This window comes from Dactylosporangium sp. NPDC049140, assembly GCF_040648435.1.
In genome coordinates, this window is record NZ_JBEZDS010000054.1 from 29,682 (window position 1) to 48,764 (window position 19,083).

Annotated in this window: 19 protein-coding genes and 1 pseudogene; 11 read left to right on the top strand and 9 right to left on the bottom strand. The window is 72.6% G+C overall.

The annotated features are described in order from the left end of the window. Positions 1-235: 235 nt before the first annotated feature. Genes AB0B76_RS48915 through AB0B76_RS48930 form a run of 4 tightly spaced genes read right to left on the bottom strand, consistent with a single transcriptional unit; the run spans position 236 to position 3,068 of the window. Entirely contained in the window at positions 236-475 is a 240-nt protein-coding gene (locus AB0B76_RS48915) for a hypothetical protein (RefSeq protein ID WP_360389944.1), read from the bottom strand. Further along, positions 460-1,683 (bottom strand): hypothetical protein, encoded by a 1,224-nt coding sequence (locus tag AB0B76_RS48920; RefSeq protein WP_360389946.1) that lies wholly within the window; start codon positions 1,681-1,683, stop codon positions 460-462. The genes AB0B76_RS48915 and AB0B76_RS48920 overlap by 16 nt, the downstream gene beginning before the upstream one ends. Then, positions 1,680-2,024 (bottom strand): helix-turn-helix transcriptional regulator, encoded by a 345-nt coding sequence (locus AB0B76_RS48925; RefSeq protein ID WP_360389949.1) that lies wholly within the window; start codon positions 2,022-2,024, stop codon positions 1,680-1,682. Before AB0B76_RS48925 ends, AB0B76_RS48920 begins: the two co-directional genes overlap by 4 nt. 39 nt (positions 2,025-2,063) lie before the next feature. Beyond that, positions 2,064-3,068 carry a hypothetical protein gene (locus AB0B76_RS48930; RefSeq protein ID WP_360389952.1) on the bottom strand — a complete coding sequence of 335 codons (1,005 nt, stop codon included), beginning with the start codon at positions 3,066-3,068 and terminating at the stop codon, positions 2,064-2,066. Between the two features lie 104 nt (positions 3,069-3,172). Here AB0B76_RS48930 and AB0B76_RS48935 point away from each other — a divergent pair, with 104 nt between their 5' ends. The 6 genes from AB0B76_RS48935 (at position 3,173) to AB0B76_RS48960 (ending at position 7,846) form a co-directional block, all read left to right on the top strand. Continuing rightward, entirely contained in the window at positions 3,173-3,670 is a 498-nt protein-coding gene (locus AB0B76_RS48935; protein WP_360389955.1) for an NUDIX domain-containing protein, read from the top strand. Beyond that, entirely contained in the window at positions 3,661-3,789 is a 129-nt protein-coding gene (locus AB0B76_RS48940) for a hypothetical protein (protein ID WP_360389957.1), read from the top strand. The genes AB0B76_RS48935 and AB0B76_RS48940 overlap by 10 nt, the downstream gene beginning before the upstream one ends. 177 nt (positions 3,790-3,966) lie before the next feature. Continuing rightward, complete coding sequence (locus AB0B76_RS48945; RefSeq protein ID WP_360389959.1) at positions 3,967-4,785, top strand: hypothetical protein; 819 nt, start codon at positions 3,967-3,969, stop codon at positions 4,783-4,785. Positions 4,786-5,404: 619 nt separating this feature from the next. After that, complete coding sequence (locus AB0B76_RS48950; RefSeq protein ID WP_360389961.1) at positions 5,405-6,475, top strand: histidine kinase; 1,071 nt, start codon at positions 5,405-5,407, stop codon at positions 6,473-6,475. Beyond that, complete coding sequence (locus tag AB0B76_RS48955) at positions 6,472-7,131, top strand: response regulator transcription factor (RefSeq protein WP_360389964.1); 660 nt, start codon at positions 6,472-6,474, stop codon at positions 7,129-7,131. The genes AB0B76_RS48950 and AB0B76_RS48955 overlap by 4 nt, the downstream gene beginning before the upstream one ends. 64 nt (positions 7,132-7,195) lie before the next feature. Then, the gene (locus tag AB0B76_RS48960) at positions 7,196-7,846 is read left to right on the top strand and encodes a hypothetical protein (RefSeq protein ID WP_360389967.1); all 651 of its coding nucleotides are present in this window, start codon (positions 7,196-7,198) and stop codon (positions 7,844-7,846) included. Positions 7,847-8,146: 300 nt separating this feature from the next. On the opposite strand, the gene AB0B76_RS48965 is transcribed toward AB0B76_RS48960, so the two are convergent. Both AB0B76_RS48965 and AB0B76_RS48970 read right to left on the bottom strand, forming a co-directional pair. Further along, a complete protein-coding gene (locus AB0B76_RS48965) occupies positions 8,147-8,872 on the bottom strand; it encodes an SDR family NAD(P)-dependent oxidoreductase (protein WP_360389969.1) in 726 nt (241 codons plus the stop codon). Positions 8,873-8,976: 104 nt separating this feature from the next. After that, on the bottom strand, positions 8,977-9,171 hold the full coding sequence (locus AB0B76_RS48970) for a nitroreductase/quinone reductase family protein (RefSeq protein WP_360389971.1): 195 nt from the start codon (positions 9,169-9,171) through the stop codon (positions 8,977-8,979). Between the two features lie 117 nt (positions 9,172-9,288). On the opposite strand from AB0B76_RS48970, the pseudogene AB0B76_RS48975 reads away from it, so the two are divergent. Then, positions 9,289-9,717: pseudogene (locus tag AB0B76_RS48975) on the top strand (ATP-binding protein); the annotation flags it as partial. Between the two features lie 418 nt (positions 9,718-10,135). Here the strand turns inward: AB0B76_RS48975 and AB0B76_RS48980 are convergent. The 3 genes from AB0B76_RS48980 to AB0B76_RS48990 all read right to left on the bottom strand — a co-directional run bounded on the left by AB0B76_RS48980 (position 10,136) and on the right by AB0B76_RS48990 (position 11,680). Further along, complete coding sequence (locus tag AB0B76_RS48980; RefSeq protein ID WP_360389974.1) at positions 10,136-10,510, bottom strand: hypothetical protein; 375 nt, start codon at positions 10,508-10,510, stop codon at positions 10,136-10,138. A gap of 33 nt (positions 10,511-10,543) precedes the next feature. Then, a complete protein-coding gene (locus AB0B76_RS48985; RefSeq protein ID WP_360389976.1) occupies positions 10,544-11,002 on the bottom strand; it encodes a hypothetical protein in 459 nt (152 codons plus the stop codon). Between the two features lie 93 nt (positions 11,003-11,095). Then, the gene (locus AB0B76_RS48990; protein ID WP_360389979.1) at positions 11,096-11,680 is read right to left on the bottom strand and encodes a hypothetical protein; all 585 of its coding nucleotides are present in this window, start codon (positions 11,678-11,680) and stop codon (positions 11,096-11,098) included. A gap of 151 nt (positions 11,681-11,831) precedes the next feature. Between AB0B76_RS48990 and AB0B76_RS48995 the strand changes: the two genes are divergently transcribed. The 4 genes from AB0B76_RS48995 to AB0B76_RS49010 all read left to right on the top strand — a co-directional run bounded on the left by AB0B76_RS48995 (position 11,832) and on the right by AB0B76_RS49010 (position 19,046). Further along, on the top strand, positions 11,832-14,681 hold the full coding sequence (locus AB0B76_RS48995) for a BTAD domain-containing putative transcriptional regulator (protein ID WP_360389982.1): 2,850 nt from the start codon (positions 11,832-11,834) through the stop codon (positions 14,679-14,681). Between the two features lie 54 nt (positions 14,682-14,735). Beyond that, positions 14,736-15,734 (top strand): LacI family DNA-binding transcriptional regulator, encoded by a 999-nt coding sequence (locus AB0B76_RS49000; protein WP_360389985.1) that lies wholly within the window; start codon positions 14,736-14,738, stop codon positions 15,732-15,734. 85 nt (positions 15,735-15,819) lie between these two features. Continuing rightward, positions 15,820-17,925, top strand: coding sequence for a glycoside hydrolase family 2 TIM barrel-domain containing protein (locus tag AB0B76_RS49005; protein ID WP_360389987.1), 2,106 nt, complete (start codon positions 15,820-15,822; stop codon positions 17,923-17,925). Beyond that, entirely contained in the window at positions 17,922-19,046 is a 1,125-nt protein-coding gene (locus AB0B76_RS49010; RefSeq protein ID WP_360389990.1) for a glycoside hydrolase family 88 protein, read from the top strand. The genes AB0B76_RS49005 and AB0B76_RS49010 overlap by 4 nt, the downstream gene beginning before the upstream one ends. Positions 19,047-19,083: the final 37 nt, after the last annotated feature.

Sequence of the window (19,083 nt, forward strand, 5' to 3'; positions counted from 1 at the left end):
CCTGCCACGGCGGGACCTCCGCCGCCGTGCTGGCCGCGGAGCTGATCACGCACGACGGCCCGGCTCAGGCCGCGGCGGCGCTGGGAGAGCTGCTGGAGCCGCGGCGGCAGTGGTGGCGGCCGTATGCGTGGGGCCTGCTGCGGCTGGGCCGTGTTGCCGAGGCCGAGGCGGTCGTCGTGCGGCTGGTACTCGGTGCTGTCCGTCGCGGCTCGTTGTTCGGCCGTGCACGGGCGGGTCAGCGTTCGCGCTGGGCGGCGGTAGCGGCCGCCGGCCGGATCAACGCTTCGACGTGCTGACGTAGTCCGGGTGGGCAGGGCTGCGCTCCGGCCGGGATTGCAGGGATGGCGTTGCCGGGTTTGAGCAGGCTGATGCGCTGGGCGGCGAGCTGGAGCTGGTCTTCTTGTGCGAGCTTCTGCATCGGGTTCGGCGTGCATCGCGTTGCCGTCTGGAACATCGCGTTCAGCGCAGGGTCCATGCGTCGATCGTGTCGGCGGCGTGGCGGGCGCTCACCACGGTCCTGCCGTCCGGCGACAGCTTGAAGCGCCCGGGCCCTGCCCCGATGCGTGTCTCGTCCGTCAGGTGCAGCATGCGGCCCGGCTGCGAGACGTCCCAGGCGGTGGCCTTCTCGCTGCCGATGACGGTGACCAGGGTGCGACCGTCGGCGGTGAACGCGACGGCGGTGCCCTCAGCCACGCCGCCGGTGAAGCCGCCCTTGATCGCGACGGCGTCCAGTGTGGACGTCAGGGCGGGCCGGGCCGGGTCGGCGACGTCCCACACCTGCACCTGGCCGTCCTGGCGCACGTCGACGAGGGTTCGGCCGTCCGGGCTGAACGTCGTGCCCTCGGCCTCGACCGCGTCCACCGGCAGGGTCGCGACGACCGCCGGATGGGCAGGATCGGCAACCGTCCACAGGGCCAGCGGCGCGGAGTGGCTGCTGGTCGCGAGCGTGCGGCCGTCGGGTGAGAACGTGAGGTTCATGAACGACTGTCGCGGTACCGCCACCGGGTGGGCGGGGAAGGCGGTGCGCTGGACCGGACGGTACGGGTCGGTGATGTCGTAGAAGATCACGGTGTCGTGGTAGCCCATGGCCAGAAGCCGCCCGTCCGGAGAGAACGCCACGTCCTGCGCGCCGCCGTCCTCGGCGAAGCGGGCCGCGAGGGCCGGCCGGTCCCGCTCGCGCACGTCCCACAGCTGGACGTGCTTGCCCAGCGCGGCGATGAAGCGGCCATCCGCGGAGACGGCGACGAAGTTGCCCGCATCCACAGTGGACAGGCAGACCGGGTCGGCTGGGTCGCCGATGTCCCACAGCCGCACAGTCGAGGCGCCGCTGGAGGTGGCTACGAGACGCCCGTCGGCCGAGAAGGCGATGTCGTGCGCGCCGGTCACGCCGAACTCGGTCTCCTCGTGGAAGGTCACGGTGTAGACGAGCAGCAGCAATGCGGCGAGGGTGGTGGCCCCGAAGACGCCCATGAGGGCGGTCCGCAGCCTCGGTGGCAGCGGGCCCCGGTGGTGCGGGTCGAGGCGGGCGGCGACCGCGTTCGCGGCGAGGTCGGCGAGTGTGCGGACGCTGACGCGGTGCTGGTCGAGCACGTCGAGGAACTCCTCGGCGTAGCGCTCGCGCCAGCGCCGCGGATACCAGCGCACCAGCCGCCGGGCCAGCGCCGCCAGCACCGGCCGGCTCATGCCGGGGCGATGCGTCGGTGGCCGACCCGGGCGATCTCGCGCATCGAGGCCAGCTGCTGCTGCAGGACCGTGCGACCGGTTGCGGTGATCCGGTACGGCCGGCGCCGCGTCTCGGAGGCGAGGGGTTCCACCCAACCCTGCCGCTCGAGGCGGGCCAGCGCGCCGTAGAGGGTACCGGGCTCGAGACCGACGCCGCTGAAGTCCGCGACGTCGGTCATGATCGCGTAGCCGTGCTTGTCGCCGTCGGCGAGACTGGTCAGGATCAGCACCGAAGGGTCGGCGAAGCGGCCGAGCTCATCGAACTTGCTGTGCATGTCCACCACCGCTCTACTCAGCACCACATACTACTTGGTACTGAATAGAGGAACGGTGTGCCCGTGTCAACCCGCGACTTCGGCATCCTCGGATCCGGCCGGGCGCCGGCTGGCGAGACTCGTGACGGTCAGGATCAGCGCGGCGAGTCCGGCGAGGAACAGCAGCGCGACATAGGGGTCCTGCACCTCGATCCGGCTGTTCTCGAGGTCGTCGGCTGGGGAGATTGCCGCCGGGACCAGATCGGGGATGAGCCATGCCGGGCCGTACCCGGACAGCACCAGCACCTGCGCGAAGACCAGCAGCGGGGTCAGGACGGGCACGCACAGCGCGGCCAGCAGCGTCTCCTGGGCCCCGTCGTCGCGGCGGGCGCCAACGTACACCACCGTAGCGATGCCGAACCCGGTCACGACCACGGTGCCGCCGACACCGGCCGGCATCGGCGGGAGCGCGACCTGGCTGATCAGCCACCAGCCGGCGGCGGCGAGCGACACCGCGGCGCTCGTGCCGAGCGCCCGTCCTGACACTTCCGTGCGTTCGGCGGTGACGGTCAACAGGCCGAGCAGGCACGCCGTGAGCACCACGGTGAAGATCGGCAACCCGAAGACGGCCTGGTCCCGGGGCGAGCCGTGCGAGCCGGCCGTCGAGGCGAACGTGGCGGCCAGGGCGCCGACCAGGACGCCGCCGCCCGCTCGCAGTGCCCGCGGGGCGCGGCCGGCGTCGACCGGGCCCAGGACACCGGGGCGGCGACCCCACGCGGCCACGCTCAGCAGCAGCGCTACGACCCCGACGACCCCCCAGCGCAGCGGCGCAAAGGAGATCCCGCCCGACCAGCGCAGCACGCCGGCAAGCACCGTCACGCCGAACAGCGGATAGCCGATCGCCCGCAGCGCGGCCGGTTGGGCGAGCACCACCCGCAGGCAGCCCAGCGTATGGTGCCGGCGCTCGCGGCCGGGTTCGATCGCCGCGGACTCGGCGCACATCGCCCGGCCCCAGTCGCGGCGTCCGGGCGGCAGCAGGCGCACCGCCAGGGCCAGCAGCCGGTCGGCGCGGTCACGCCCATCAATCACCACAGTCAAACTCTATCTACATAGAGATGCGGCCGGGATCGTTCGACCAGCTACTCCGCGGCTGGCGACGCCAATCGGCTGGGCCCGACCGGCGATAGGCTCACCCGGTGCCGTTCGAACCGTTCCGGGCTGCTGTTGCTGTCCACGGCATCCTCCGCGACGGCGAGCGGACGCTGCTCATGCGCCGCGCCGACACCACACATCGCGACGGCCAGTTCGGCCTGCCGGCCGGGCACCTCGACGGCGGCGAGGACGCCGTCACCGGCCTGCGCCGCGAGCTGCGCGAAGAGCTCGACATCCACGTCGACCCGGGCAGCTGCCGGCTGCGCCTCGTCCTGCACACCGCTCCCGAGCGCATCAGCGACTTCGAATACCTCCACCTGTTCTTCGACGTCGCACGCTGGGACGGCGCACCGCGCATCGCCGAACCGCGCAAATGCACCGAGCTGCGGTGGGCCGACCCCCGCGCAACACCCGATCTGGTCGACTACGTCGGCGCCGCCCTGGCCGCCATTGGACGCGGCGAAACCCTCGCGGTGCACGGATGGCCACCCGGCACGACGTCGGAGCCGGGTCGAAGTACGCGCCGTGGCGCGTGCGGCTGACCTGCCTCGACGGCCGCGGCGTGCTCCGGGAGGCCCTCGCCGCCTGCACGAACCGCGGCTTCACCGTCGCCGAGCTGCTCGTCGAACAGCCCCGCGGCGATGACGGCCACCCGTGGTGACGGTGCTGCTCGTGCTGGTCGGCGGGCGGGACCTGAACCTGCTGACCGCCGCGCTCACCGGAGTCGAGGGCGTCCTCGCCGCAGCCGTGGACGATCCCGCCGGAGCCTGAACAACACTCGGCAGCCATGGACGTTCGACCGATCCGGCAGCTAACTCTGTATAGATAGAGTTGTGCCATGAAGCGATTGTTGGTCCCGGTGGCGGCCGCAGTGCTTGCGGTCGCCGGGCTGCTCGACGCGGCGCGGATCCCGGACGCCTCGCTGCGCCATCAGGCCTTCGCTATGGTGCTGGCGCTGACGGCCGTAGCCGTGCTGGCGTGGCTGCCGTTCGCGCTGGGAGTGGCCGCCGGCCGCCTCGGCGCCGGGCTGCGCGCTGCCGCATGCGCCGTGGTAGCCCTCGACGTGGTCGGCAGCATCGAAGCGATGCGCGCGGAGCCGTATCCCACCAGCATTGACCCGGCGGTGTCGATTGTCTGGACGGTGATGCTGTCGGCGCAGCTCCTGGCCGTCCTGGCGGTCACCGCGCGGCGCGTCCGTGTGCCGTCGGCCGCGGTGGCCGCCGGCGGGCTGGCGGGCTTGTCCGCGTTCGCGCTGTGGGGGCTGCTGTGCCTGATGCAGCCCGACGTCCCGCAGTCCAACGCGCCGACGGTCCTCGCGCTCGCGCTGGCGGCGGTGGTCGCCGTACAGTGGGCCGGACCCCGACGCACGTCGCCGGCACACAGTGCCGCCGCCGGGCTGCTCGCCGCCGTCACCGTCGCCCTGCTCGCCGGCGAGCTGATCGACGCCGGCCTGCCACACCTGGGCCGGTGGGTCACCAACGCCGCGCCGCCGACGCCAGCCGGCCCGCACGGCCTGCACCGACTCGTCGACCCGGTCGGCATCCTCATGCTCGGCACCCTGCTCGCGATCGCGCTGCTGGTCACCGTCCTCGTCGCCGCGCGCACTCGACAGGATAACGAGGCCGTCACGAGCACCGATCTGGCCGCCGCGGCCTGACGCTCGGGCCGGGAACGCGACGCCCAGCCCGAGCGGTCCGGCGCGTGGAACTCCGGGCGCCCACCGGCGCGCAGCGGGCCGATGACACCTGAGACGCTGCCGGTGAGTACCGATGGCGGTCCGCACGTGGCGAAACTCCTGGATGGTCACTGTATCGGAGGTGCTGTTCCGCGCGTTGGTTGCGCCGGGTCCGCAGCGCTCGAGGTGGGCGCCTGCCGCGGTATCGGGGGGCGCTGACCTATTGCCCTGAACACGGCCCGCGAGGTGCTGAGTCTGGCCGGGGAGAGCCGCGCCGAGAAATCCGGGCCCGCGCCCGGCATCTCGGACCCTAACGCCTACCCGGCCAGACCGCGCACCCGCCGGATGCGCGCCCTCTCCGACCGGCCGCGTCAGACTTCGTGCCAGCATTCGGCAGCGGTCGGCCCGCAATCGGGCGCTCGCCGCGCCATCCTCCCGCTCGGCCTCGGCAATCCGGTCGGTGAGGTTGGTGCAGATCTCGGCCAGCCGCGCGCGTTGCGCCGGCTCCGGGCGCAGCACGGGCACCGAGGGCGTGCTCATGCTGGCAGGGTGTGGAGTAGGCGTGGCCGCAGGTGCGCTGGGAAGGTGCCATCATTGGCCCGTGAACTGGGTCGTGCGTGTGCCGCGGGCTGCGCTGGCCCGTGACGGTGCGCTGGCGGTAGTCCTCGCCGTCGTCGGGATGATCACGGCGGGTGAGCCGGTCCCCGCGCTGCTGGCCGTCGGCGCTGCGCTGCCGCTCGCGGCCCGCCGGGTATGGCCGCTGCCTGTCGCGTGCATCACTGCGACCGCGACGGCGGCGTACCTGGTCTGGGGCTATCGGTACGGGTTCATCTTGGTGTCCTTCGCGGTGGCGGTCTACACCGCTGCGCTGCTGCTGCCGCCTCGGCGCGCGGTGTTCGTCGGGACGTTCGCGCTCGCTGCCCTGCTCGCCCATGTCATCGCGCTCGGGGGCCGCTCGGGACTGGGTGGTCTGCTGCCCGGTTCCACCTGGGCAGTGCTGCCGTTCGCCGCGGGTTGGAGCGTGCGGATCGGCCGAGAGTCGGCGGCACTGCGGCGGGAGGAGCAGGCGCGCTTGTGGGCGTACGAGGAGCGGCTGCGGGTGGCCCAGGAGGTCCACGACGTCGTCGGGCACGGGCTGGCCGCGATCACGATGCAGGCCGACATCGCGCTGCACATGCTGCCGAGCCGGCCTGAACAGGCGCCCATAGCGCTTGCCGCGATCAGGAGTGCCGGCAGGGCGGCGCTCGACGAGTTGCGGGCCACGCTCAGCATGGTGCGGGAGGAGCCGACGCCGGGTGTGGCGGGCCTCGCCGACCTGGTGGAACGGATGTCCGGCACGGGCCTGGAGGTCGCCCTTGCGGTCGCTGACACTGTGCGGGCGTTGCCGGAGGCGGTGGACCGCACTGTGTATCGGATCGTGCAGGAGGCGTTGACGAATGTGCTGCGGCACGCCGGTGCGACGCGGGTCGACGTCGATGTCGCGTACGGGCGAGACGTGATCGTGACAGTACGCGACGATGGCCGGCACGCGCCGGTGTACGTCCCCGGGCGCGGCATCGCGGGTATGGCCGCGCGGGCGGAGGCGTTGGGTGGCACTGTGGAGGCGGGGCCGGACCCCGAGGGCGGTTTCCGCGTGTGCGCCCGCCTGCCGGTGCCGGCGGTGTCCGCATGATTCGGGTGCTCGTCGCCGACGATCAGGATCTGGTCCGGCTCGGCCTGCGCGCGCTGTTGTCGAACGAGCCGGACATGGAGGTTGCTGCCGACGCGGCGGACGGCCTGGACACGGTCGCTCAGGCGCGGCGCGTACACCCGGATGTTGTGCTGATGGACGTGCGGATGCCCGGCATCGACGGGATCGAAGCGACGCGGCGTATCGTTGCTGATCCGCAGCTCGGCGGGGTGCGCATCATCGTGTTGACCACGTTCGAGGTGGATGAGTACATCTTCGAGGCGCTCGCGGCCGGTGCGAGCGGTTTCCTGCTCAAGGACACCGCCTCCGCCGAACTGTTGCGGGGGATACGCCTGGTCAACGCCGGTGAAGCGCTGCTGTCGCCGTCGGTGACCCGCCGGGTCGTCAGCTCCTTCACGCGCCGCCCGCCCGGGACGGCAAGCCTGCACCCCCGGCTCGGTTCGCTCACCGGCCGGGAACGGGAGATCGTCATGCTCGTCGCCGAAGGGCTGACCAACGACGAGATCGCCGGCCGGCTGGTCATCAGCCCGGCGACGGCACGCACGCACGTGAGCCGGGCCATGGTCAAACTCGGTGCCCGGGACCGGGCGCAGCTGGTGGTGTTCGCGTACCAGTCGGGCCTCGGCTACGTTCCCTGACGTACATGGAGGAGCCGCGCCCGGACGGATGCCCGGGCAGCCCGTGGCGGGCAGCATCGGCGGTGTGAATGATCTCGACAATCGGCGCTGGGGCTGGTGGGGCTTCGTCTTCACCGCCGCGTTCGTCGCCTCCCTCGTCGCCGGGGGCGCGCTCACCGTCGGCAGGACGCTGTACCTGCCCGGCGCCTCCGCGGCGCAACTGCGGGACTTCTACTCGACCAACGGGCTCGCGGTCGGTGTGCAGTCCGGCTTGCAGGTGGTGGCCACGTTGGCACTGTTGCTGTTCGGCCGCCGGCTGCGTGCTTTCGGCCGGGCCGGATACGGGGGCGCCGTCGCGGCGGCGGGGTTCCTCGGGCTGTCGGTCGTGCTCTCCGTGCTGCTCACCGTCGTCGCCGCGTCCGCTTCGGACGCCGTGCTGTCCGGGCTCGGCCGGGCCGCGCTGATCTGCGGCGGTGCCTTGCATCTGCTCGGCACCGCCGTGCTGATGCGGTCAGCCTCCACCGGGGGCCTGCGGTCCGGTACGCCGACGCGCTGGGTGTTCCGCTACGGGCTGGTCGCCGGCCCGCTCATCGCTCTGGCGTGCGTGTCGATCCTCTGGTCACCGCTGATCAAGCTGGAGCCGTTGTTCCGGCTGCTGGCCATCGTCTGGATCATCGGCGTGGCCGTCGCCGTCCTGCGCGGACGGATCGGCCGTTTGCCCGAGCCTGCGCCGTGACGACGACCCTGCCCCGCCCGCTCCGGCGGGTGTTGATCGTGGTGCATGTGGCCGTCTCGGTGGGCTGGCTCGGACGCACTCCTCTCGTTGGGAGCGCGGAGCGCCGCCCGAATGGCTTACGGCTCCGGCGCTGGCGCGCCGGAGCCGTAAGCCGTGCGGAGCGGTTTCCCGCTCCCGAACATGCCGGTGCGGCTCCGCCGGAGCGGAGTCTCCCCGTATGCCGTCGACCACCCCGCCTTAAGCGGGGCGGCGCGGGTGCGCCAGAACCAGGTCACGGGATCCCGTGACCTGGGGAAGGTGTCAGACCGCGGTGCGGCCGCCGTCGACGGCGATGGTCGCGCCGGTGACGTAGCGGGCTCGCGGGGTGGAAAGGAAGGCGATCACGTCGGCGATCTCCTCGGGCTTGGCGCCCCGGCCGAGCAGCGTCGTGGCCGCCAGGCTGTCGATGACGGCGGTGCTGGCCCCGTCGGAGTAAACCGGTCCGGGTGCGACGGCGTTCACGCGTACGCCGGATGGGCTGAACTCGGCGGCCCACGCCCGGGTGAGTGCGGCCATCGAGGCCTTGGTGGCGCTGTAGGCGGCACCACCCGCCAGACCCACCGAACCGGCCATGCTGTCGAGGCTGACGATGCTGCCCTCGCCGCGGGCGGCCATCGCCGGGGCGATCGCAGCGGTCAAGAGGTACGCGGAGCGCACGTTGCCGTCGAAGAGCTTGTCGTAGGTGTCGACGTCAAGGTCCGCGGTGGGGCCGAACCACGACGAACCGGCGTTGTTGATGAGGATGTCCACCTCGCCCGCCTCCTCGGCCAGGCGGGTGATCTCGGCGGGCTCCCGCAGGTCCGCGCCGATGAATCGCGCCTCGCCGCCGGCCGCCTCGATCTCCTTGACGGTCTGGGCACCGCGCTGCGGGTCACGCCCGTGCACGATGACGGTCGCGCCGAGGGCGGCGAGAGCGGTCGCGGTGGCCTTGCCGATGCCAGATGTGGCGCCGGTGACCAGGGCCGTCCGGCCGGTGAGCTCGTTCATTTCTTCCTCCGTTTGAATTGGTCTGTATAGGGCGCCTTTAGACAGCGCTGTCGAAAAGACAAGGTGTTGTCGATCACCGTGGCAGTGACGAGCGGCTCATGGCGTCACTCGGCGATGACCCACCAGCGGTCCTTCTCGGCACCATCAATCTCGCGGGTCTGGCCGGTGCGGGCGCCGGTGCTGGTGAGGATGACGACCGGTTTGCCCTCGAGCGTTCCACCTTCGCGGCCGTCCGCCGCCTCATACTGTGCAACCTGGGCACGGACGCTTCTGCTTGGGCTCGGTGCGTCGTCGTTCATCCTCGTAAGGCAACCATCGGGCGGCGTACCGTGAACCACCTGGAATGGTGAGATCGACCGTCACGATGTGCCACAGCTGCGAGTTGGTTCCTCGTCAGAAATGGTGAGAGGCGAAAGATGAAGGGGCGGGTCCTGCGGGGGCGCGCGGACGAGATGCGGACGGCGCGTCAGGCCCTGGATCGGGCCGTCCGCAGCGGGCAGGGATCGATGGTCCTGGTGTCCGGTGAGCCCGGCATCGGGAAGTCGGCGCTCGCCGAGGCCATCGCCGGCGAGGCGACCGCGCGTGGTTTCGGATACGGGCTCGGCAAGGCGGAGGAGGCGGACCGGATCGCTCCGCTCGTACCGCTGCTGATCGCGTTGCGTTCGGGTCCGTCTCCGCTGCTGGCCGACGATGTCTTCCACGGTCTGGCGGAGTTCGAACGGCAGCAGCTCTGGCTGGTGGACCGGATCGCCGACGCCCTGGAGCGGCGGGCGATCGAGCAGCCGCTCCTGATCTGTGTCGATGATCTCCAGTGGGCGGACGCCCTGACCCTGTTCGCGCTGCCGGTGCTGCCCGGGACGGCGGCCGCTGGACGCGGTGCCACATATCCTGGTCGACGCCGAGCCCGGCGACGTACGGGCCGCGGAAGTGCTGCGCGACGCCGCGATCGGCCCCCCGGCAGTGATCCCGGAGGTGGCGGCCGAATTGATCCGGCAGGCGTTCACGCTGCTGCCGGCCCGCGACCCGCGGCGGGCGCACTTCGGGATCGAGGCGATCGAACTGCTGACCGTCGCCTGGCACACCGAGGACGCGCTCACCCTGGCGGACACCCTGCTCGGGGCGGGCCTGCCGGCCGGGCAGACCGCCGAGGTGGAGGACCGGGCGGCGGACGCGCTGTGGAACACCGGGCAGACGCCCCGGATCCTTCGCAGGGTCGAGGCTGCCCTGGCCCTCGACGGCGTACCGCCACCACTACGGGCCCGGCTATCGGCGCAGCGGGCGCTGGCTCAGTCCACCGAGGAACCTGAGACTGCCTGGGCGGCGGGCCGGGAGGCGCTCGCGGCGGCCGACGAGACCGGGGACGACCGCGCCTGGATCACCGCACGACGCGCTCTCGGTGAGATCGCCCGCAACGACGGCCGCAATGATGTCGCGCTCGGGCACTTCCGCGAGCTGCGTGCCCTGACCGCCGAGACCTATTTCGCCGACGAGGTGCTGTCCCTTCAGCTTCTGGACCGCTACGACGAGAGCGCCGGGCTGCTCCACCAGATCCGTGCCGAACTGGAGCTGCCCAGCTCGTCCGCCCGCGTCTACGCCTACCATTTCGCGCAGATGTGGCAGGATTTCTGCGTCGGCCACCTCGATGACGCCGAGACCGCCGCGAACACCCTGCTACGCCTCGGCGACGACCTCAAACAGCTGACGTACCACAACGAGGCCAGGGTGCTGCTCGGCCGGATCGCCCAGCTGCGCGGCGAGTACGACACCGCCCGCGACCAGCTGCGGCGGGTGATCCCGCCGGCCGGCCACGCGGACCGGGGAACGCCGTTTCTGCAACGACACGCGCAGGCGCTGCTCGCGGCCGCCGAGGACGATCCGGCCACGGCGCTGCGCACCGTACACGCCATGCTCCAGCCCGAGCGTTTTCTCCGGCACCGCTGGCGCTGGCAGCCGACCTGGTTCCTCGAGATCACCCCGATCGCGGTCGCGGGCGGCGACGCCAAGCTGGCCGGCGAGCTCGCCGGGCAGGCGCAGGAACTGGCCGACCGTAATCCGGCGGTCCAGACCAACGCCGGGGTCGCCGCGCTGGTCGGCGGCCTGGTGGACGGCGACCTGGCCCGGATGGACCACGGCACGGCGCTGCTCCGCGACTCGCCCAGGCCCTCGATCCGGGCCACCGGTGTCGGGGCGGTGGGATGCCGAGGACCGGCGTCCCACCGCTCTTCAGTCGACCCAGCCGAACATCAGCTGGTACGCGTAGGACTCGTTGTCCTGGTGCCCGAAGAAGGCGTTGACGGTACATCGGCTGTTCGCGCGCTCCGACTTGAAGTAGAGCTCACCGCACCGGTTACAGAAGACCCAGCCCTGCTGCCACCCGTCGCCGGCGCCGAGGTTGTGGGCCAGCGCGTAGTTGAGGCTTCCGGTCTTGTTGTGGGTGCCGCCGGCCTTGCAGGGGTAGTCCCCGCCGCCCCAGGCGAGCGCCTGGCACTTGTTGCAGTATCGCCACCCGGTCTGGCTGTACGTGTTGTCCTGGTCGTCGTAGGAGATCCAGTAGTTGAAGCTGCCCGATCGGTCGTGGCCGGTGGCGCTGCCCGGGCAGGGGTTGTTGTAGGGCGAGTCGTAGACCAGGGCCTTGCAGATCTTGCAGTACCGCCAGCCCTGCTGCGACGGCGCGATGGCGGCTGCGGCCGGCTGGGCCGCGGCGAGCACGCCCGCGCCGAGCAGCACCGCACCCGCGCCGGCCTTTAGGGTGCCGGTGATCAGCGAGCGCCGGCTCAACTGTCGCCGTTCTGTCGACTCCTCAGTCACGCTTCCTCCTTCTGTGCTTGCCATCCCGGACGCGGCACGCCTTCCCCCGATCCCCGTCGATCGGCGTCCCGCGCGGTTGCCTTATGCTAGGAATGACCCGTATCGATGCCGTATCGGCGGCGTATCGGGCGATCCGGGGCGGGGGCTCGGAATGGAGTACGGCATTCTGGGGCCGGTCGAGGTCCGGGCCGGCGGCGTGCCGGTCAACATCGGCGGCCCGCGAGAGCACCGCAGCCTCGCCGCCCTGCTGCTGCAGGCCAACCGGACCGTCAGCGCCGAACGGCTTGTCGACGTCCTGTGGGGCGAGCGGCCCCCGCCGACCGCGGCGGCCCAGGTCCGCAACACCATCGCCACGCTGCGCCGGCACCTGGCCGCCGCGAGCGGCGGCGAGCCACCCGTCGCCCGGTCCGGGACCGGCTACCTGATTCAGGTCGCCGACGGCGCGCTCGACGCGGTCGTGTTCGACGGCCACGTCACCCGGGCCCGTTCGCTGGCCGAGCAGGGGCGGCTCGGCGCCGCGGCGGAGGCGCTGCGGGCGGCGTCGGGGCTGTGGCGCGGGCCGGCGCTGGGCGGGCTCGGCGGACCGATGTTCGACGCGGAGGCGCAGGGGCTCGAGGAGCGGCGGCTGGCGTGCGTGGAGCGGCGGATCGAGCTGGAGCTCGCGCTCGGCCGGCACCAGGATCTCCTCGGCGAGCTGGCCAACCTGGTGGCCGCGCACCCGTTCCGGGAACGGCTGGCCGAGCTGCAGATCCTCTGCCTGCACCGGGCCGGCCGCCGCCACGAGGCGCTCGAGGCGTTCGCCGCCACGCGGGCCCGGCTGGCCGACCGCACCGGCCTGGAGCCGGGGCCGGAGCTCGCCCGCCTGCAGCTGGCGATCCTGCGCGGCGACCCGGCCCTGGATGCACCGCCCACGGCCGACCGGGCCGCGGCGCCGCCCGCCGTGCCACGGCCAATTCCGGCCCAGCTTCCGGCGGACGTGCCGGCGTTCACCGGCCGTGCCGCCTGCCTCAAGCAGCTCGACGCGCTCCTGCCGCCGGACGAGCCGGACCACGGCGCGACGGTTGTCGTCTCGGCGATCGCGGGCACGGCCGGGGTGGGCAAGACCGCCACCGCCGTGCACTGGGCCCATCAGGTGCGGGACCGGTTCGGCGACGGCCAGCTGTACGTCAACCTGCGCGGCTTCGACCCGGGCGAGGCGAGCGTCGGCCCCGGGGAGGCACTGCGCGGATTCCTCGACGCGCTGGGCGTCGAGCCGAGTCGCGTCCCGGCCGAGACGGACACGCAGGCCGCCCTCTTCCGCAGCCTGATGCGGGACCGGCGGATGCTGGTCGTGCTCGACAACGCCCGCGATGCCGCGCAGGTCCGCCCGCTGCTGCCCGGCGGCCCCGGCTGCCTGGTCGTGGTGACCAGCCGCAACCGGCTGCCCGGCCTGGTCGCCGCCCAGGGCGCGCACCCGGTCCTGCTCGATCTGCTGTCTCCCGCGGAGGCGCGCGAGCTGCTGGTCCGCCGCCTCAGCCGGGACCGGGCCACGGCCGAGCCGCAGGCGGTCGACGAGATCGTCGCGTACTGCGCCGGCCTGCCGCTCGCGGTCGTGATCGCCGCCGCCCGCGCCGCCGCCCGCCCGGACTTCCCGCTCGCCGCGCTGGCCCGCGAGCTGCGCGAGGCCCAGGACCGCCTCGACGCGTTCGCCGGCGACGACCCCGCGACCGACCTGCGGGCGGTGTTCTTCTGGTCGTACCGCGCACTGCGCGACGACACGGCCCGGCTGTTCCGCCTCGTGGGACTGCACCCCGGCCCCGACATCGCCGCCCCGGCCGCGGCCAGCCTCGCCGGCCGCCCGCTGCCGGACGTCGTCCCGCTCCTGGCCGAGCTGGTCCAGGCCCAGCTCATCACCGAACACGCCCCCGGCCGGTACACCCTGCACGACCTGCTCCGCGCCTACGCGGCCGAACTCGCGCGCACCCACGACCCCGAGCCCGCCCGGCGCCTGGCCACGCGCCGGATGCTGGAGCACTACCTGCACACGAGCCACAGCGCCGCCCGGCTGCTGACCCCGGTCCGCCGCCCGATCGCGCCGGCTGGACTTGTGGAAGGCGTCACCGTCACCGCCCTCGCGGGCTCGGCGGAGGCGCTGACCTGGCTCACCGCCGAGCAGCCCGTCCTGCTGGCGATCCTGACCAGCGGCCCCGACGAGGACGTGCGGCACCTGGCCTGGTCCCTGGGCACCTTCCTGCACTGGCGCGGCCGCCTGCACGACTGGGTCACCGTCGAACGCGCCGCCCTCGAGGCCTGCCGCCGCCTGGCCGACCGCCGCGGCCAGGCCCACGCCCACCGCAGCCTGAGCCGCGCTTTCACCCTCCTGGTCCGTTTCGACGACGCCCACACCCACGCCGAACACGCGCTGCACCTCGCCGCGGACCACGCCGACCCGACCGGGGAGGCCCACGCCCGCTTCGAGCTGACCTGGGCCTTGTCCCGCCAGGGCCGCTACCGCGAGGCGCTCGCCCAGGCCGAGCGGGCCCACGAGCTGTTCGAGGCCGCCGGCCACCGCCCAGGCACCGCCAAGGCCCTCAACGGCGTCGGCAACTGCCTTGCCCTGCTCGGTGACTACGACCGGGCCCTGGTCAACTGCGAGCGGGCCATGACCCTGTTCCGGGAGCTCTCCGACCGCAAGGGCGAGGCCGCCTCCTGGGACGGGACAGGCTTCGCGCGCCACCACCTCGGCCAGCACGACCTGGCCGTCGACTGCCACCGGCGGGCCATCGAGCTGTACGTCGCCCTGGGCGACCGCATCGGCGAGGTCGAGGCCCTGATCCGCCTGGGCAACGCCCAATACGCCACCGGCGACACCGGCGCGGCCCGCGAGACTTGGGGGCGAGCCCTGAGCATCCTCGACGACCTCGCGCACCCGGACGCCGAGCACGTCCGCGCCCAGATCACCGCGGTCGCCACCGGCCTGGGCCGCGCCCGCACCGAAACGCTGTACTGGCCGCACCGCTGACGGCAGCCCCGACGCAGACGCGCAGCTCGGCAGCCCCGGGCATAGAGTCGGCCCATGCGGCCGCCGACGATCTACGACGTGGCGAAGGCGGCCGGCGTCGCCTCCTCGACCGTGTCCCGGACGTTCTCCCGCCCGGGCCGGGTCAACGCGGCGACGGCCGAACGCGTCCGGCGGGCCGCGGCCGCGCTCGGCTACCGCAGCAGTTCGCTGGCCGGCGTCGCGCCGATCGGGCCGTCGCTGATGATCGCCGTGATGGTCTCCGACATCAGTAACCCGTTCTACAACGAGATCATCCTGGGCGCGCAGGCCGCGGCGGCGGACGCGGGCTACACGGTGCTGATCGCCGACGCCCAGGAGTCCGGCACCCTGGAGCGGCAGGCGCTGGAGCGGGCGCTGCCGAGCCTCGCGGGGATCGTGCTGGCCACGACCCGGATGCCGGACTCGGCGATCCGGGTGATGGCCAAGCAGCGGCCCGTCATCGTACTCAACCGCGCCGTCGCCGACGTGCCGTCCGTGATCACCGACAACCGGCACGGGATCCGGCAGGCGGTGGAGCACCTGGCCGGGCTGGGGCACCGGCGGGTCACGTACGCGGCCGGGCCCGAGGCGTCGTGGGCCGACGGCATCCGCTGGCGGTCGCTGCGCGAGGCGGCCGCCGAGCTCGGCGTGCACACCCGGCGGATCGGGCCGTTCCCGCCGACCGTCGCCGGTGGCGCCGGCGCGGCGGCCGAGATGGGCCGGCGGCCGGCCGGTGCCGTCGTGGCGTACAACGACCTCATCGCGATCGGGATCATCCGGGCCCTCGCCGGCGCCGGTGCCCGCCTCCCGGCCGAGCTCAGCGTCGTGGGCTTCGACAACATCTTCGCCGCCGACCTGGTCACCCCCGGCCTGACCACCGTGGCCGCGCCGCTGCGGGCGATGGGGGCCACGGCCGTGCAGCACCTGCTGGCGATCGTGCGGGGCGCCCGCCCGCCGGTCCTCGACCCGGTCAGCCTGCCGTGCCGGCTGGTGGTTCGCGGCTCCACCGCCGCGGCAACTTATGGCAACAGATAGCTAACCTGTCAGTCCGTCGCCCACCCTTGCATCCACGAAGGCCACCATCGGAAACCTTCGATACGGAGCATCTGGAGCGCACCTCATGCGAATCGCCGTCAGACGGTGGGTCGCCGCCACGACCCTCGTCATCACCGCACTGGCCGGCGGAGTGCTGACCTCGGCCTCGCCGGCCTCGGCCGCCACCTACACCCCGCCAGCGGCCCGCCAGCGCGTCGACCTCAACGCGGGCTGGAAGTTCGTCAAGCGCGACGTCGCCGGGGCCGAGGCGCCCGGCTTCGACGACTCCGCCTGGTCGTCGGTCACCGTCCCGCACACCTGGAACGCCGACGACGCCGGCGACGGGGGCGGCGACTACTACCGCGGCACCGGGTGGTACCGCCGCCACTACACGGTGCCCGCCGCGCTCGCCGGCAAGATGCTCTTCCTGCAGTTCGCCGGGGCCGACCAGGTCGCCGACGTGTGGGTCAACGGCACGTACCTCGGTGTGCACCGGGGCGGCTACTCCCGCTTCCGGTTCGACGCCACCGCCGCGCTCGGCGTCGGTCGCGACAACGTCATCGCCGTGCGGGTCAGCAATGCCGCGAACCCCGACATCCCCCCGCTGCAGGCGGACTACAGCTTCGACGGCGGCATCTACCGCAACGTGAGCCTGTGGGCCGTCGATCCGCTCAACATCCGGATGCTCGACAACGCCGGCCCGGGCGTCTACGTGCGCCAGCGGAGCATCAGCGGTACCGCCGCCGCCGTCGAGGTGACGACCAAGTTCTGGAACAACTTCACCGCATCCCGCTCGATCAGGGTCCGCACCGTCGTCACCGACGCCGGCGGTGTCGTGGTCGCCGACCAGAGCGCCGCGGCCCAGAACTTCGCGGCGGCCACGGGCGGCATCACCGTGCAGAGCGTCACGATCCCCGCCCCGCACCGGTGGAACGGCACCGCCGACCCCTATCTGTACCGGGTGAACGTCGAGCTTGTCGACGCCGCCACGGGCCGGGTCGCCGACGTGGTGACCGAGCCGCTCGGCCTGCGCACGTACGCCGTCGACGCCGCGACCGGCTTCTCGCTCAACGGTCAGCACCTTGCGCTGCACGGCGTCGACCTGCACCAGGACCGGGCCGGCAAGGGCTGGGCGATCAACGACGCCGACCACACCGAGGACCTGACCCTGATCCGGGACATGGGCGCCAACGCGGTACGCATGGCGCACTACCAGCACGACCAGAAGGACTACGACCTCGCCGACCAGATGGGCCTCGTGGTCTGGGCCGAGATCCCAGTCGTGGACCTCAACACCGCCTCGGCCGCGTTCGTCGCCAACGCCGAGCAGCAGCTGCGCGAGCTGATCCGGCAGAACTACAACCACCCGTCGATCGTGTTCTGGGGCATCGGCAACGAGCAGCGCACCGACAACGCCGCGACCAACTCGCTGCTCGACCGGCTCGCCGGCCTGGCCGACACCGAGGACCCCGACCGGATCTCCACGTACGCGAGCTGCTGCGTCGCCGACGGCAGCGCGGTCGCCGGGCACGCCGAGACCACCGGCTACAACAAGTACTACGGGTGGTACGACGGCACGACGAGCGACCTCGGCGGCTGGGCCGACGCCCGCCATGCCGCGAACCCGGCTCAGAAGATCGCGCTGTCGGAGTACGGCGCCGGGGCCAACGTCACCCAGCACGCGCTCAACCCGGCGAAGCCGCAGACCGACGGCCAGTGGCATCCGGAGGAGTACCAGTCGCTGCTGCACGAGGCCTCCTGGAAGCAGCTCGCGGCGCGACCGTACATCTGGGGCACGTTCGTGTGGAACATGTTCGACTTCGCCTCCGACGGGCGCTCCGAGGGTGCCCAGCCCGGGATCAACGACAAGGGACTGGTCACCCGCGACCGCCTGGTCCGCAAGGACGCCTACTACTGGTACAAGGCCAACTGGGCGAGCACGCCGACGCTCTACATCACGAGCCGGCGGTGGACGCAGCGAACCGATGCATCGACAGAGATCAAGGTGTACTCCAATGCGCCGACGGTCACCGCCACGCTGAACGGCGCCTCCCTGGGCAGCCGGTCCAGCACCGACCGGATCTTCAAGTGGACCGGCGTGACCCTGCGCCCGGGCGACAACACCGTCACCGTCACCGCCACCGTCAACGGCACCGCACAGACCGACACCGTCACCTGGAGGCTGGGATGAACCGCAGGGCACTCTTGGCGGCCGGGTCCGCGCTCGGGCTCGTGGCCGTCCCGGGCGTGGCGCTCGCCGCCCCGTCCAGCCAGCTGCCGACCCGGGCCCAGGTGCTCGCGGTCATGCAGCGGGTGAACGACAACTGGATCGCCGCCAACGCCAACCCCGGTAACAACCAGTGGGCCCGGGCCACGTACTTCTCCGGGAACATGGCCCACTACCGGGCCTCCGGGACGCGCAAGTACCTCGACTACGCGGTGGCCTGGGCCGAGCAGAGCGCGTACGGCCTCAACGGCGGCAACGCGACCCGGATCGCCGACAACCACTGCGCCGGCCAGACCTACCTTGACCTGTACGAGCTGCTGGGCGGCGCGAACAAGATCGCCGCGATCGAGGACAGCCTGCGCCGGATGGTGAGCTCGACCGCCCGCGACGACTGGTGGTGGGTCGACGCCCTGCACATGGCGATGCCGCCGTTCGCCCGGCTCGGCGCGCTGCGCAACGACACCAGCTTCTGGCTGACGATGTACCAGCTGTACCACTCCACCAAGCGGCTCCAGCCCGACCAGCAGGGCCGGGTCACCGGCCTGGCGGCCGAGTCGACGGCGCTGTGGTACCGCGACAGCGCCTACACCGTCGACGGCTCGGCCCAGTCGAGCCCGTCGGGCAAGCCGGTCCTCTGGTCGCGGGGCAACGGCTGGGCCATCGCCGCGCACGCGAAGGTCCTGAAGGTGATCCCGCTGAGCAACAAGCGCGGCCCGGAGTACGCGAACACCCTGCGCTCCATGGCCGCGGCGCTGGCCCCGCTGCAGCGCACCGACGGCTTCTGGAACGTGAACCTCGCCGACCCCGACCACTTCGGCGGCCCGGAGACGAGCGGCACCGCGTTCTTCGCGTTCGGCATCGCCTACGGCATCGGCGCGGGCCTGCTCGACCGGGCGACGTACCTGCCGGTCCTGGCCCGGGCCTGGAACGGCATGGTCGCGACCGCGGTGCGGGCCGACGGCTTCCTGGGCTACTGCCAGGACGTCGGGGCCGCGCCGGCCGCGGTCGACCCCGGCCGGACCGCCGACTACGGGGTGGGCGCGTTCCTCATGGCCGGAGCGGAGGTCGCCGCGCTCACATCATGACGCCGGGTCGGCCGTCGCGCTCGGCATCCGGCATCGT